Annotated in this window: 13 protein-coding genes; 5 read left to right on the top strand and 8 right to left on the bottom strand. The window is 66.1% G+C overall.

All coding sequences use genetic code 11. The annotated features are described in order from the left end of the window. The first annotated feature begins 11 nt into the window (after window positions 1-11). From C8D95_RS04705 to C8D95_RS04695, 3 genes are read left to right on the top strand one after another with little or no spacing between them, the layout of a single operon-like run. Complete coding sequence (locus tag C8D95_RS04705) at window positions 12-785, top strand: ATP-binding cassette domain-containing protein (protein WP_109758023.1); 774 nt, start codon at window positions 12-14, stop codon at window positions 783-785. Further along, window positions 785-1513: an SDR family oxidoreductase gene (locus C8D95_RS04700; protein WP_109758022.1), complete on the top strand. Its 729-nt coding sequence runs from the start codon at window positions 785-787 to the stop codon at window positions 1511-1513. The genes C8D95_RS04705 and C8D95_RS04700 overlap by 1 nt, the downstream gene beginning before the upstream one ends. Window positions 1514-1515: 2 nt before the next feature. Continuing rightward, complete coding sequence (locus tag C8D95_RS04695; protein ID WP_241239675.1) at window positions 1516-3069, top strand: CRTAC1 family protein; 1554 nt, start codon at window positions 1516-1518, stop codon at window positions 3067-3069. Here the strand turns inward: C8D95_RS04695 and C8D95_RS04690 are convergent. The 8 genes from C8D95_RS04690 to C8D95_RS04655 all read right to left on the bottom strand — a co-directional run bounded on the left by C8D95_RS04690 (window position 3063) and on the right by C8D95_RS04655 (window position 10777). Beyond that, the gene (locus C8D95_RS04690) at window positions 3063-4385 is read right to left on the bottom strand and encodes a cytochrome-c peroxidase (protein WP_109758021.1); all 1323 of its coding nucleotides are present in this window, start codon (window positions 4383-4385) and stop codon (window positions 3063-3065) included. The genes C8D95_RS04695 and C8D95_RS04690 overlap by 7 nt on opposite strands. Before the next feature lie 52 nt (window positions 4386-4437). After that, on the bottom strand, window positions 4438-5127 hold the full coding sequence (locus C8D95_RS04685) for an HAD family hydrolase (RefSeq protein ID WP_109758020.1): 690 nt from the start codon (window positions 5125-5127) through the stop codon (window positions 4438-4440). A gap of 14 nt (window positions 5128-5141) precedes the next feature. Then, window positions 5142-6203 (bottom strand): ABC transporter ATP-binding protein, encoded by a 1062-nt coding sequence (locus C8D95_RS04680; RefSeq protein WP_109758019.1) that lies wholly within the window; start codon window positions 6201-6203, stop codon window positions 5142-5144. Between the two features lie 17 nt (window positions 6204-6220). Then, window positions 6221-7273, bottom strand: a complete 1053-nt coding sequence (locus C8D95_RS04675) for an NAD(P)-dependent alcohol dehydrogenase (protein WP_109758018.1) — start codon at window positions 7271-7273, stop codon at window positions 6221-6223. Between the two features lie 4 nt (window positions 7274-7277). Continuing rightward, window positions 7278-7529 carry a DUF2160 family membrane protein gene (locus C8D95_RS04670; protein WP_109758017.1) on the bottom strand — a complete coding sequence of 84 codons (252 nt, stop codon included), beginning with the start codon at window positions 7527-7529 and terminating at the stop codon, window positions 7278-7280. A 5-nt stretch (window positions 7530-7534) separates the two neighbouring features. Then, a complete protein-coding gene (locus C8D95_RS04665; RefSeq protein WP_109758016.1) occupies window positions 7535-8371 on the bottom strand; it encodes a carbohydrate ABC transporter permease in 837 nt (278 codons plus the stop codon). 1 nt (window position 8372) lies between these two features. Next, window positions 8373-9251 (bottom strand): carbohydrate ABC transporter permease, encoded by an 879-nt coding sequence (locus tag C8D95_RS04660; RefSeq protein ID WP_109758015.1) that lies wholly within the window; start codon window positions 9249-9251, stop codon window positions 8373-8375. A 74-nt stretch (window positions 9252-9325) separates the two neighbouring features. Further along, window positions 9326-10777 (bottom strand): extracellular solute-binding protein, encoded by a 1452-nt coding sequence (locus tag C8D95_RS04655; RefSeq protein ID WP_109758516.1) that lies wholly within the window; start codon window positions 10775-10777, stop codon window positions 9326-9328. A gap of 210 nt (window positions 10778-10987) precedes the next feature. Here C8D95_RS04655 and C8D95_RS04650 point away from each other — a divergent pair, with 210 nt between their 5' ends. Beyond that, on the top strand, window positions 10988-11971 hold the full coding sequence (locus tag C8D95_RS04650; RefSeq protein ID WP_109758014.1) for a sugar-binding transcriptional regulator: 984 nt from the start codon (window positions 10988-10990) through the stop codon (window positions 11969-11971). Between the two features lie 36 nt (window positions 11972-12007). Beyond that, on the top strand, window positions 12008-12895 hold the full coding sequence (locus C8D95_RS04645; protein ID WP_109758013.1) for a sugar phosphate isomerase/epimerase family protein: 888 nt from the start codon (window positions 12008-12010) through the stop codon (window positions 12893-12895). Window positions 12896-12897 lie beyond the last annotated feature (2 nt).

Below are 12897 nucleotides of genomic sequence, written 5' to 3'. Positions count from 1 at the left end.
GGAGACAGGCGATGACGACACCCCTTGTCGAAATGCGTGACATCTCGATCGCCTTCGGCGGCATCAAGGCCGTCGATCATGCCAGCATCGACCTCTACCCCGGCGAAGTCGTGGGCCTTCTCGGCCACAACGGCGCAGGCAAGTCGACGCTGATCAAGATCCTGTCCGGCGCCTACAGACGCGACCAAGGCGAAATCTACGTCGATGGAAAGCAGGTCGAGATCTACAATCCCCGCGACGCCAAGGCGCTTGGGATCGAGACGATCTACCAGACGCTGGCACTGGCCGACAACGTCGACGCCGCCGCGAACCTCTACCTCGGGCGAGAGTTGATGACTGCCTACGGTACGCTCGACGACGTGGCGATGGAGGCCGAGTGCCGCAAGGTGATGGGCCGCCTCAACCCGAACTTCCGGCGTTTCAAGGAGCCGGTGAAGGCCCTCTCCGGCGGCCAGCGGCAATCCGTGGCCATCGCGCGCGCGATCCATTTCAACGCCCGCATCCTCATCATGGACGAGCCCACGGCGGCGCTTGGACCGGCCGAAACGGCGCAGGTGGGCGAACTCATCAAGCAGCTCAAGGCCGAAGGGATCGGCATCTTCCTCATCAGCCACGACCTCCACGACGTCACCGACCTCGCGGACCGCGTGACGGTGATGAAGAACGGCGAGATCGTCGGCAGCGCCAAGGTGAACGAAGTCACACAGGACGAGATCCTGGGCATGATCATCGCCGGCAAGTGCCCGCCCAATGCCACACCCGGACCGGGCGCGGTCAACCTGTGATGGCGGGGACGCTCGACGGCAAGACCGCCCTGGTCACAGGCGCCTCCAGCGGGATCGGGCGCGCCGTGGCGCGGACGCTCGCCGCAGAGGGCGTTCGCGTCGCGATGACGGGCCGGTCGCAGGAGCGGCTGGAGGCACTTGCCTCGGAGTTGGGCGGCGACCACGTTGTCATCGTGGCCGACCTCGACGATCCGGCCGAGGTCGACCGCCTGGTGCGCGAGGCAGAGACGGCTCTCGGCCATCTCGACATCCTCCACGCCAACGCCGGCCTCTACCTGCCCGGCGACCTGATCGACAGCGACCCCGACGACATGGACCGCCTGATCCAGGTGAACGTCTCGGCCGTCTTTCGCGCCATTCGCCGCGCCCTGCCCGGCATGATCGAGCGGAAGGGCGGCGACATCATCGTGACGAGTTCGGTCTCGGGTCATCAGGCGATCCAGTGGGAGCCGGTCTATTCGGCATCGAAACACGCCGTGCAGTCCTTCGTTCACGGCTTGCGCCGGCAGGTCTCGAAGCACGACATCCGTGTCGGCGCCATCGCGCCCGGCATCGTGCTGAACGAGCTCTGGGGCTCGGTCGATCCGGTCAAGATCGAGGAGGCCGTCGCGGCGCGCGCGGGCCTGAGGTGCGAGGACGTGGCCGACGCGGTCGTCTTCATGCTGACGCGGCCGCGCAACGCTACCGTGCGCGACCTCGTTCTTCTGCCGGCCGATCAGGACATCTGAGCGTGGCGGGGGCGGTCCGCGGCGCCATTGTCCTTGGCCTCTCGGCCTCGGTGGCGGTCGCCGATCCCGCCTTCGAGCCGGTTCAGGTGCCCGAGCACGTCTACGCCGGCGGATGGGAACATTTCGTCGGCGGCGGGCTGGCCGCCTTCGACTGCAACGGCGATGCCTTGCCCGAACTCTATGCCGCAGGCGGCACAAACCCGGCCGCGCTGTTTCTCAACCGCTCCCAGTCGGGCGGCGCCGTCCATCTCGAGGTCGCGACGCCGGAGGAGCTTGCGTTGTCCGAAACGACGGGCGCCTATCCGCTCGACATCGACAGCGACGGCATCCTCGACCTCGTCGTTCTCGGCGTCGGCGGCTCGCACGTGCTGAAGGGCCAGGGCGACTGTCGCTTCGCGCCCTTCGACGGCCTCGGCATCGACCTCGGCCAAGGCTGGGCCACGGCCTTTTCCGCGACCTGGGAGGCGGGCCGAACCCTTCCCACCCTCGCCGTCGGCAACTACGTCGACCGCGCGGACCCCAAGGGTCCGTTCGAGGCCTGTGACGACAACCTCCTTCTGCGGCCGGAGGGCGACACCTACGCCGCGCCCATGACACTGGCGCCGGGTCACTGCACCCTGTCGATGCTGTTCTCGGACTGGGGCCGCCACGGCCGGTCGGACCTGCGCGTGTCGAACGACCGCCACTATTACGTCCGCACCGGCGAGGAACAGATGTGGGCGATGGAGAAGACCCCTCGGCTTTACGGCAAGGACGACGGCTGGCAGGCCTACAGCATCTGGGGTATGGGCATCGCCGAGCGCGACCTGAACGGAGACGGCCTGCCCGAGGTCTATCTGACCAGCATGGGCGACCAGAAGCTTCAGTCGCTGAAGCCGGGCGCCACGGGTCCGACCTACGAGGACGCGCACTGGGACATCGGCATCGCGGCGCAGCGGCCCTATGTGGGCGACGATGGCCGCGCCTCGACGGGGTGGCACGTCGCCTTCGGGGACGTCCAGAACGACGGGCGCGACGACATCTTCGTCGCCAAGGGCAACGTCGAGCAGATGCCCTCGACCGCCATGAGGGATCCGAACAACCTGCTGGTGCAGGCCGAGGACGGCACTTTCGACGAATGGGGCGACAAGGCGGGCGTGGCCAGCATGGCGCGAAGCCGGGGCGCGGCGATGGTCGACCTGAACGCCGACGGACTGCTCGACCTCGCCGTCGTCAACCGCCGCGCGCCGTTGGAGGTCTATCGGAACGTCACGCCGTCCGAGGGCGGCTGGATCGCAGTCGAATTGCGCCAGGACGGGATCAACCCCTTCGCCGTGGGCGCATGGATCGACGTGCGGACGGGCGAACGCATCCAGTCGCGGCAAATGACCGTCGGCGGAGGCCACGCGGGCGGGTCCCTCGTGCCCGAGCATTTCGGGCTTGGACCGACCGAAGAGGCGGACCTGCGCGTGACCTGGCCCGACGGCACGGTCAGCGACTGGGTCGCGGTCGACACCAGCCAGACCCTGCGCGCAGTGCGCAACGGCGCCACACTGACCATCGAGACGGGCTACTGATCGACGGGCTTCCCGCTCGGCACGGTCTTCGGGACCCCCAGACGCCCTTCCAGCCCTTTCGGATCCGTCAGAGCCTCGAGAAACGCGAGGATTTGCGCCACTTCGGAGTCGTCCAGCGACACAGGCGCCAGCTCGTTGGCCGCGGCGATGGCGTCGGTCTCGGCGGTGTCGTGCAGCGCGACCAGATCGTCGTGACCCCCAAGGTCCGGCAGCACGGCCTGCGTCGCGTCGTAGGCTCTCAACGAGGCTTCGGGGTCAAGGTGATGGCGCACCGCCCCTTCCAGCGTCGCATAGGCCCCGGCGTGTCCGTAGGGCGCGGTCTTGGTCACGTTCCGCAGCGACGGCGTGCGGAAACGGTAGGCGTCCTCGGCCAGCCCCGTCACGCGCATCCGGCCCACATCCTTGAAGCTCGACTCGAAGCGTTCCTTCTTGCCCGGCCCGATCTGCGGCATGGCGATGGCGTGGAAGTCGTGGTCGGTCTGGAACTGGCCCGAGTGGCAGGAGCCGCATCCCGCCTTGCCGTAGAACAGCTCCATTCCCGCCGTGGCGTCGGGGGACATCGGTGTCCCGTCGCGCAGGTAGCGGTCGAACGGGCTGTCGTCCGCGCGCCATTCGAAGGCGATGAAGGCGGCGATGGCGTTCGCGATATCGGCGAAGGTCACGGGTGCTTCGCGGCCGATGACGGCGTCGAAGCGGGCTCGATACTCTGGGATCGCCTCGATCCGCGCGGCCAGCCTGTCCCAGGCCCCACCGTCGCTTGTCAGCAGGCCCTGCCGCACCGCGGTCGAGACGTCGTTCTCCTGATAGTGCCCCGCCATCTCGTCCGGCGACAGCACGGGAAACATCGCCTGCGCGGCCAGAGCTGAATCGAAGCCCATCACCATGTCGTCCTCGAGAGGCGTCCTCAGTCCCGAGGGGCGGGAGGGATCTGCCTCCAGCCGACCGTCGTGAAACATGCGGGTGAATTCGGCCGCTCCGAGGTTGAAGAGCGCGGTTGCGTTCCGCGGCACGCGCTCTTCGGGCATGTTCCCGGGGTCGGTCACACGGTCGGGGCCAAGTCCCTTCGCGCCGTCGCCGAGTCCGAGGGACAGCCCGTCCGAAGTGCCGAAGCGTGGATGGTGGCAGGTGGCGCAGGCAACGGCGCCGCTGCCCGACAGGATGGGGTCGTAGAACAGAAGCTGGCCAAGCTCGATCTCGGCGTCGCGAAAGGTCTCGAAGACCGCGTCGGGTTCGGGCAGGCTGGCGGCCAGCGCGGCGGAAGCGGCCCCGGCCAGGGCCAGCGACAGGAGAACTCGTCGGGAAGATCGTGCGGTCATGGAGCGAGATTACGCGCCACCGCACCCTTGCCGCAATGGTCGTCGTGTATCGTCAGCCCCTGACCGGCGCGAGAAGCGCCTCGGCCATCCCCTCCATGCGGCACAGCACCGCCTCGGCACCCTTCGCGCGCAGGAGATCGGCGTGTGCGTCGCGCCGACCGTCGAGGTGCGCGCCTCCGGTAAAGCCGATGGCGCGCATCCCGGCCCGGCGCGCGCCTTCGATACCGTGGGGCGAATCCTCCAGCACGACGCAGGCGTCTTGCGGAATGCCCAGCCGTCGCGCGGCCAGTTCGAAGAGATCCGGCGCGGGCTTGCCCTGCGCCACCTCGTCGGCGCTGAACGCACGGCCTGCGAAGCGGGAGGCGAGACCGGAGATCCTCAGCGTCTCGTTCATGCGCCGCACCGATCCGCCCGTCGCGATGGCGCAGGCGATCCCGTCGCTGGCGAGCCGGTCCAGAAGGTCCGGCACCCCGTCGATGACGGTCAACCCGTGGCGGTAGGACGCGAGAAGACGCGCTTCGAAGCGGTCGGCGATATCGCCCGGAAGCGGGTGCCCTGCCCTTTCCGCCGCCCAGTCCAGGATCACCGCAAGCGAGACGCCCAGAAATCTCTCGCCCAGTTCGGCCGTCGAGACATCGGCAAGCCCGGCGGCGCGCAACTCTGCCGTCAGCGCATCGAGGGACTGCGGCTCGCTGTCCACGAGGCAGCCGTCGAGGTCGAAGATCACCGCGCGCGTCGGCAAGGGGTCCGGCGCCCTCAGATGCGGATACCGGACGCCCGGTCGAAGAGATGAACGGACGCGGGGTCGAAGCCGAAGGAGATCTTCTCTCCGGGACGCGCGGCGATCCTGTCCTTCACGACGGCGTCGATCAGTTCCTTGCCAGACTTGGCGAATATCTGCGTCTCCGAGCCCGTGGGCTCGACCACCACCACGTCGAGTTGGACGCCCCCCTGCCCGATCTGGATGTGCTCGGGCCGGATGCCGTAGGTCACCTTCTGACCCTCGCTCGCCGGGGTCTCGGGCAGAGGAAGGACGAGGCCGCCTTCCGAGACGAAGGCCTTTTCGCCTTCCCGCGCCGTCACCGCGCCCTGCAGGAAGTTCATCGAGGGCGATCCGATGAAGCCCGCGACGAAGACGTTGGCCGGATTGTCGTAAAGCTCCAGCGGCGCGCCGATCTGCTCGACCCGGCCGTCGCGCATGACGACGATCTTGTCGGCCATCGTCATCGCCTCGATCTGGTCGTGGGTGACATAGACGATGGTGGTGCCAAGGCGCTGGTGCAGCTCCTTGATCTCGACCCGCATGGTGACGCGAAGCTTGGCGTCGAGGTTCGACAAGGGCTCGTCGAACAGGAACACCTGCGGATCGCGCACGATGGCGCGGCCCATGGCGACGCGCTGGCGCTGGCCGCCCGAAAGCTGCTTCGGATAGCGGTCGAGAAGATGCGCGAGGTCCAGCACCTCGGCGGCGCTTCGGACCTTGGCCTCGATCTCGGACGACGGGCGCTTGGCCATCTTCAGCGGAAAGCCGATGTTGTCGAAGACCGTCTTGTGCGGGTAGAGCGCATAGCTCTGGAACACCATGGCGATGTCCCGCTCCTTGGGCGGCACGTCGTTGACCACCTTCTCGCCGATCCTGATGGTGCCGGTGCTGGTCTCTTCCAGCCCGGCCAGCATCCGCAGAAGCGTGGACTTGCCGCAGCCTGACGGACCGACCAGCACGACGAATTCGCCGTCCGCGATGTCGACGCTCACGCCGTGCATGACCTGAACCGCGCCATAGCGCTTGGTCACGTTCTCGATCTGGACGCCTGCCATTGTCCCTGTCCCTTTTCTTATTGAGGCAGCACGATCTGCATCTTCACGTCGGCGGGCGGGGCCGAGGCGGCGACTTCGAAGGCGTGCACGCTGTCGTCGAATTCGAATGTCCGGGTGATGAGCGGCTTCACGTCGATGGCGCCGGACGCCAGCATCGCAACGCAGCGAGGAAAGACGTGGGCGTAGCGGAAGATGTTCTCGACCCGCGCCTCGCGCACCATGGCGGCACCCGCGTCATAGCTGATCGGATCGGGCTGGCCGCCGATCATCACGACGCAGCCGCCGGGCGCCAGGGGCTCGAAGATCTGGGCGGCCGCGCGCGGCGACCCGGTCGCCTCGAACACCAGGTCCGCACCCCAGCCGTCGGTGTCGCGCTTCACGACCTCGACGAGGTTTTCGCTCGTGACGTTCACGGGCGTGATGGCGCGGCTCAGGCTTCCCGCGATCTCGAGCTTCTTCTCGGCAATGTCGGTGACATAGACCCGCGCGCATCCCGCCGCGAGCGCCGACAGAGCGGTGACAAGGCCGATCGGCCCCGCCCCCAGAACCACGGCGATATCGCCCGGCCTGACCCGCGCCTTGGTCGCGGCATGGACGCCGACCGCCAGGGGTTCGACCATCGCTGCTTCGGCGAAGCTGACGGTGTCGGGCAGCTTGAAGGTGAAGGCTTCGGGGTGGACGCAGGTAGGACGCAGGATGCCGTGGACGGGCGGCGTCGCCCAGAAGCGCACGGCGGGGTCGATGTTGTACATCCCCATCCGCGTGGCTTTCGAGTTCGGGTCGGGGATGCCCGGCTCCATGCAGACGCGGTCGCCCGGCTTCAGCGTCGTCACGTCCGCGCCGGTCTCGATCACGGTCCCCGACGCCTCGTGCCCCAGGATCATCGGTGCCTTCACTTCGAAGGGCCCGATCTTGCCGTGAGTATAGTAGTGGACGTCCGAGCCGCAGATCCCGACGGTGTGCAGCTTGATCCGCACGTCATGCGGACCGAGGTCCTGCTCGGCGCGGTCGATCTCGGGGACGTCGCGCAGCGACAGGTCGTCCTTGCGTTCGAGAACAAGCGATTTCATCGCCCTACCCTTTCCGGATGAGGATCACCGCGAGGGCGACCCCGATTGCGTTGGCGATCCAGATAGACAGTCCGAGCGGTTCGATGAAGCGGAACCAGAACAGGCAGAGCGCGACCCAGAGAACCACCGAGATGAACAGGCGGTCGAACCAGTTCGTCTCGATCGGAAGGAAGCCGGAGCGACCTTCCGGGACGACGGACGTTTCAGCTTCCTCGAGGCTGGCTGCGGCGAGCGGTGTCGGCGTGCGCGTTTCCATTCCCGTCATCCCTTGACCGCGCCGAAGGTCAGACCCGCGACGATGTGTTTCTGGACCATGCCGAAGACGATCAGCGCGGGGATCAGCGTGAAGATCGAGATGGCGGCCATGATGCCCCATTCCGTGCCCGTCGTCGTGACGTACTCGGAGAGGCCGGTCGTCAGCGTGCGCGCGTTGAAGTTCGTCAGCGTCGCGGCCAGCAGGTACTCGTTCCAGGCAAAGACCCAGGTCAGGATCAGCGTCACGGCGAGGCCGGGGCGACAGAGCGGGAAGACCACCTCGGTGATGACCTTCCAGGGGCTCGCGCCATCGACATAGGCGGCCTCGTCCAGCTCGCGCGGGATGCCGTCGACCGTGGGTCTCAGCGTCCAGATCGCGAAGGGCAGGTTGAAGGTGCAATAGACCAGGATCATCCCGATCCGGGTGTCGAGCAGCGTGAAGTCCCCGAACCTGTAGACCTGCGTCATCAACAGGAACAGCGGCAGGAGGAACACCGCAGGCGGCGCCATCCGGTTGGTGATCGTCCAGAAGAAGATCGACTCCTTCCCGCTCATGTTGAAGCGCGACAGCGCGTAGCAGGCGAAGAAGCCTAGCGTGGTGCAGAGAACCGCATTTCCGGACGAGATGATGAGCGAGTTGACCATGTAGCTGCGCAGCAGGCGGTCGTTCAGGACCTCGGTGTAGTTGTCCCAGTAGAAGCTGGTCAGCAGGATGTCGGGCGTGGTGAAGAGGTCCACCGCCGGCTTCACCGAGATGACGAACAGCCAGTAGATCGGGAACAGCGTCAGGAAGCTGATGACGATCCAGAAGGGGACATAGATCCAGGGGCTCTTCTTGCGCATCTCAGCCCTCCTTGCCTTTGCGCGGCGCGAGGAGGCCCGTGTAGAGCATCCAGCACACGACGATGGTGAGGTAGAGGACGATCACCGAGATGGCCGAACCATAGCCGTAGTTCGTCCTCGGGAAGACCTCCTTGAAGATGTGGACCCCGACATAGCGCGTGGCCGAGCCCGGTCCGCCGCCCGTCAGCATCAGCACCTCGTCGACCGTGCGCAGCGCGTCCATCAGGCGGATGAAGACGGTGGCGACGAGAGCGGGGGCGATCATCGGCAGCGTGATGTGCCAGAAGATCTGGCGCGGTCCGGCGCCGTCGATCTGAGCCTGCTCGAAGGGGTCGGCGGGCAATGACACGAGGGCCGCGATCAGCGTCAGCGTCACCAGCGGCGTCCAGTGCCAGACGTCCATCACCACCGTCACCGTGAAGGCCGCGAGCGCGCTTGTCCCGATGTTGAGGTTCAGGCCGAACCAGTTGTCGAGAAGATGCGGAATGATCCCGATGGAGGGCGTCGTCATCAGCTTCCACACCGAGCCCACGATGATCGGCGCCACGATCAGCGGCAGCGTGTGGATGGTGCGGAAGAACGCCTTGCCGGGGAAATCGCCCATGAAGGCCTGGGCGAGGAAGTAGCCGATGATGACCTCGGTCACGACGGCGAAGAAGACGAAGGCCACAGTGGCCCCGAGGGAGGCCAGGAACTGCGCATCGAAGACGACGGCGCGATAGTTGTCGGCCCAGTTGAAGATCATGTTGGGGTTGGCGGCGAAGGGGTTCCACTGATGGAACGACACCCAGAGCACGTAGATGAAGGGCAGCACGCCGAACAGGAACAGCACCAGGATCGTGGGCGCAAGGAACAGCCAGCCGAGCTTGTTGGATTGCATCGTCCCCTCCCCTTGGGCGCTGCGCCGGAAGTCGCGGGGCCACCTTCGGTGGCGGCCCCGCGTCGAGGCAAGACTTACTTGCGGTAGCCGAGCGTCGTCAGCTCTTCCTCGGCCTTGGCGGCCATCTGGTCGAGTCCCTCGTCCGGTCCGACTGCGCCGGTCAGGATCTGGTAGAAGATCGGCGCCGTCGCCTCGCGCACCTGCGCGTGGAACGGATACTCGGGCGCACCCTTGAAGAGTTTGCCCTGGTCGCGGAGCATCGAGTAGTAGCCGCCGAGTTCGGCGTCGAGCTCGGCCACCTTCGGCGAGTCGTAGGTCGAGGTCAGCGTGATCCGCGGTGCGGCCACGGCCCATTCTTCCTGCACTTCCGGCAGCGCCATGAACTGCAGGAACAGAAGCGACGCGTCCTGCTGCTTGGACGTCACCGGCAGGCCGAAGGCGCCGCCGTCGTAGTAGCCGATATAGCCTTCACCGGCTTCCGCCGCTGCCATCACGCCTTCCGCGACCGGCGGAAGGGCGACGCCCACGTTGCCGACGACCTTGGACTTCGTGTCGTCGGCGGCAATCCAGGCTGCGTTCTCGCCGTAGACCAGACCCTGCGCCGCGCGTCCTGCGGCAAAGGTTGTGCCCACTTCGGTCCAGGTCGACTGCACCGACTCCGGCGGAGCGATGTCGCGCAGGTGCAGCCACCATGCGAGCGCCTCTTTCGCCTCGGCCGAGTTCATCGTGCCGCCGTTCTCGACCGAGGCCGAGTAGTTGTTGGCCGCGTCGATGCCCCAGTTGTAGACGCCGAAGGTTGGCGCCACGGACTCGAAGAATTCGTACCAGGACGCCGGGTGACCCGTATGCGCCTGAGCGGTCGTGCCCCAGATGTCTTCGCCCTTGCCCTGCATGTACTCGGTGAAGAAGTCCGCGATCTGCGTGTACTCCTCGTGGGTCGTGGCGGGCTTCAGGTCGGCTCCGGTCTTCTCCTTGTAGGCAGCCTGGATCTCGGGGTCGTTGAAGAGATCGGTCCGGTAGAGGTAGACCTTGATGAAGGCCTCCATCGGAATGCCGTAGAGGTTTCCGTTCTCGCCCCGGAAGTTGTCGGCGAAGGTGGTGAGGTTCGCCTCGTCGTAGTTCGGCGCCTTAAGCTCGGGCTTTTCGGCCAGCGCCGCCGTCACGTCGACGAGGAAGTCGCGCGACAGGTAGGCATAGATGATGTCCTGTTCGATGTAGACCATGTCATAGATGCCGGTGCCGGCCTCCATGTCCTTGATGGCCTTGTCGTACATCTGATCCCAGGACGTCGTCTCGACGTCGACGCGGATGCCCGTCAGCTCTTCGAACTTGGGCGCGAGAACGTCCGAGATGAAGTTGGACGGCGGGGTCGATTCCGTTACGCCGCGCAGCGTGACGCCGCTGAACTGCGCCCCGGCTTCCTTCCACCAGTCTTCGTTCTCGATGGTCAGATCCTGCGCGAATGCGGCTGAAGCCGCGACGGAAAGTGCCAGCGCAGAGGCGCTGATCGTGCGTGTAAAGGTCATGTGCTTCCTCCCAAAATTGTGTCTGTCGAAGCAGTCGGCACCGGCTTTCGCCGCCGGACCGAGTCGCGACACGTCTCCGAACATGCGGCCCGCCCTAAACTTACGCAAGGGAAAATTTTCATATGTTCGGATTGCAATGCAAATGTAAAAGATGCATCTTCTCGGCAAGATCCGCTATGACGAAGGCGGGCCGAGGGAGGATCGCCATACATGCCCCGCGAGCTGGTCGAGGACAGCGAGGTCTTTCTGACGGAAGTGTGCTGGCACTACTTCGTCAACGAGATGACGCAGGCCGACATCGCCTCGAAGATGGGCGTCACGCGTCTTCGCGTTAATCAGTCGATCCAGCGCGCGAAGGCCATGGGACTGGTCAAGATCCACATCGAATCTCCCTTTCTCGCCAACATCGAGCTTCAAGACAGTCTGCGCGATGCGCTAGGGATCGGCCGGGTCGTGATCGGCGCCGCCGACCCCCGGAGCTATGATTATCACCGCCCCGTGGGCGCCGCCCTCGCGGCGTTTCTGTCCGAGCGGTTGCGCGTCGCCGACTGGCGCTCCCTCGGCGTGTCCTGGGGCCTGACGCTGGAAACCGCGATCCGGCGTCTTCAGCGCCATTCGCTGCCCGGTCTCGAGGTGGTTTCTCTTCTGGGCGGCACGGCGAAAGGCTCGACATTCAATTCCTTCGGCATCGTCTCGGGCTTCGCCGACGTCCTCGGCGCGCACTACTCGATCCTGACCGCCCCCATCTACCTGAGCGAAGGCATCGACCGCGACCTGTTGTTGTCGCAGGCCGACCTGAACGAGCACTTCCGCAAGTTCGACACCCTCGACGCCGTCATCCTGACGTGCTCGGACGTGTCGCCCCGGTCCTTCCTTGTCGCCAACGGCCTGCCGAAAGAGCTGTCGCCCCAGGCGCTGATCGGCGCCGGCGCCATCGGCGACGTCCTGGGCCAGTTCCTCGACCGCGACGGTCATTCGGTCTCGAAGACGATCGACGAGCGTACGGTCGGCATTCCGCTGGATCAGGTCGCGAAGGTCGAGGAGAAGATCCTCGCAGCCGCCGGGCCGCACAAGGTCCACATCATTCGCGCCGCCTGCCTGCGCGGCCTCGTCGACACCCTCGTCACCGACGACGTCACCGCGCGGCTTCTGCTCGACACCGCCACACAGATCACCGAAGCGGCTGCCGAATAGCCGCCTCCCCCCGCTTGCCTCACGGAGAAGACACTTATGCGTCGCCTAGGAATACACTCTTTCGTCTGGACCGCCGGTCAGTCGCAGGACGGGCTGGAGTATGCGCTCGACAAGGCGGCCGAGCATGGCTACCGGATGATCGAGTTCGCCTACCTGAAACCTGAGAAATTCGATCTCGACCGGCTGGCAAAGAAGGCGCAGGAGAACGACATCGAGATCGTCGTGACCATGGGCCTGCCGGCCACGGCCGACGTCTCGTCGACCGACAGGGCCATCGTCGCGAAGGGCACGGCACTTCTGGCGGACGCCGTGAAGGCGGTGCGCGATATCGGCGGCATCCGCCTCGGCGGCATCCTCTATTCGATGCACGGCAAGTACGACGCGATGCCTACGGAGGACGGCTGGATGAACAGCGCCGGCGCCATCGCGGCCACCGCGGACGTGGCGAAGGACTCGGGCGTCGAGATCGTCCTCGAGGTCGTGAACCGCTTCGAGTCGAACCTCCTCAACACCACCGCGCAGGGGCTGAAGTTCATCGAGGACACCGGCCGCGACGACGTCTACCTCCACCTCGACACCTTCCACATGAACATCGAGGAAGCGAGCCCGGCTGCCGCCATCCGCATGGCCGGCGACAAGTGCCGCTACTTCCATTTCAACGAGAACTATCGCGGCTACCTCGGCACCGGCACCATCGACTTTCCGTCGATCTTCGCCGCCCTCGTCGACATCGGCTACGACGACCGCGACGTGGTCTTCGAAAGCTTCTCGAGCGCCATCGTGGACGAGGCGCTCAGCCGCGTCTGCGGCATCTGGCGCGACACCTGGGACGACAACAACCCGCTGGCCGCCCACGCCCGCCAGTTCATCGAGCAGAGATGGGCCGAGGCGAAGATGCAGCGCACCATCAACGCCAAGGCATGAGG

The organism is Silicimonas algicola, assembly GCF_003148765.1.
Classification (GTDB): domain Bacteria; phylum Pseudomonadota; class Alphaproteobacteria; order Rhodobacterales; family Rhodobacteraceae; genus Silicimonas; species Silicimonas algicola.
Note: the sequence above shows the minus strand (reverse complement) of the source record. Positions and strands in the feature narration are given on the sequence as shown.

Bases quoted from the DNA above. Each gene is read 5' to 3' on its own strand.
- C8D95_RS04705 (WP_109758023.1), top strand. From the start codon at position 12: ATGACGACACCCCTTGTCGAAATGCGTGACATCTCGATCGCCTTCGGC.
- C8D95_RS04700 (WP_109758022.1), top strand. From the start codon at position 785: ATGGCGGGGACGCTCGACGGCAAGACCGCCCTGGTCACAGGCGCCTCC.
- C8D95_RS04690 (WP_109758021.1), bottom strand. From the start codon at position 4,385: ATGACCGCACGATCTTCCCGACGAGTTCTCCTGTCGCTGGCCCTGGCC.
- C8D95_RS04680 (WP_109758019.1), bottom strand. From the start codon at position 6,203: ATGGCAGGCGTCCAGATCGAGAACGTGACCAAGCGCTATGGCGCGGTT.
- C8D95_RS04675 (WP_109758018.1), bottom strand. From the start codon at position 7,273: ATGAAATCGCTTGTTCTCGAACGCAAGGACGACCTGTCGCTGCGCGAC.
- C8D95_RS04670 (WP_109758017.1), bottom strand. From the start codon at position 7,529: ATGGAAACGCGCACGCCGACACCGCTCGCCGCAGCCAGCCTCGAGGAA.
- C8D95_RS04665 (WP_109758016.1), bottom strand. From the start codon at position 8,371: ATGCGCAAGAAGAGCCCCTGGATCTATGTCCCCTTCTGGATCGTCATC.
- C8D95_RS04660 (WP_109758015.1), bottom strand. From the start codon at position 9,251: ATGCAATCCAACAAGCTCGGCTGGCTGTTCCTTGCGCCCACGATCCTG.
- C8D95_RS04655 (WP_109758516.1), bottom strand. From the start codon at position 10,777: ATGACCTTTACACGCACGATCAGCGCCTCTGCGCTGGCACTTTCCGTC.
- C8D95_RS04650 (WP_109758014.1), top strand. From the start codon at position 10,988: ATGCCCCGCGAGCTGGTCGAGGACAGCGAGGTCTTTCTGACGGAAGTG.
- C8D95_RS04645 (WP_109758013.1), top strand. From the start codon at position 12,008: ATGCGTCGCCTAGGAATACACTCTTTCGTCTGGACCGCCGGTCAGTCG.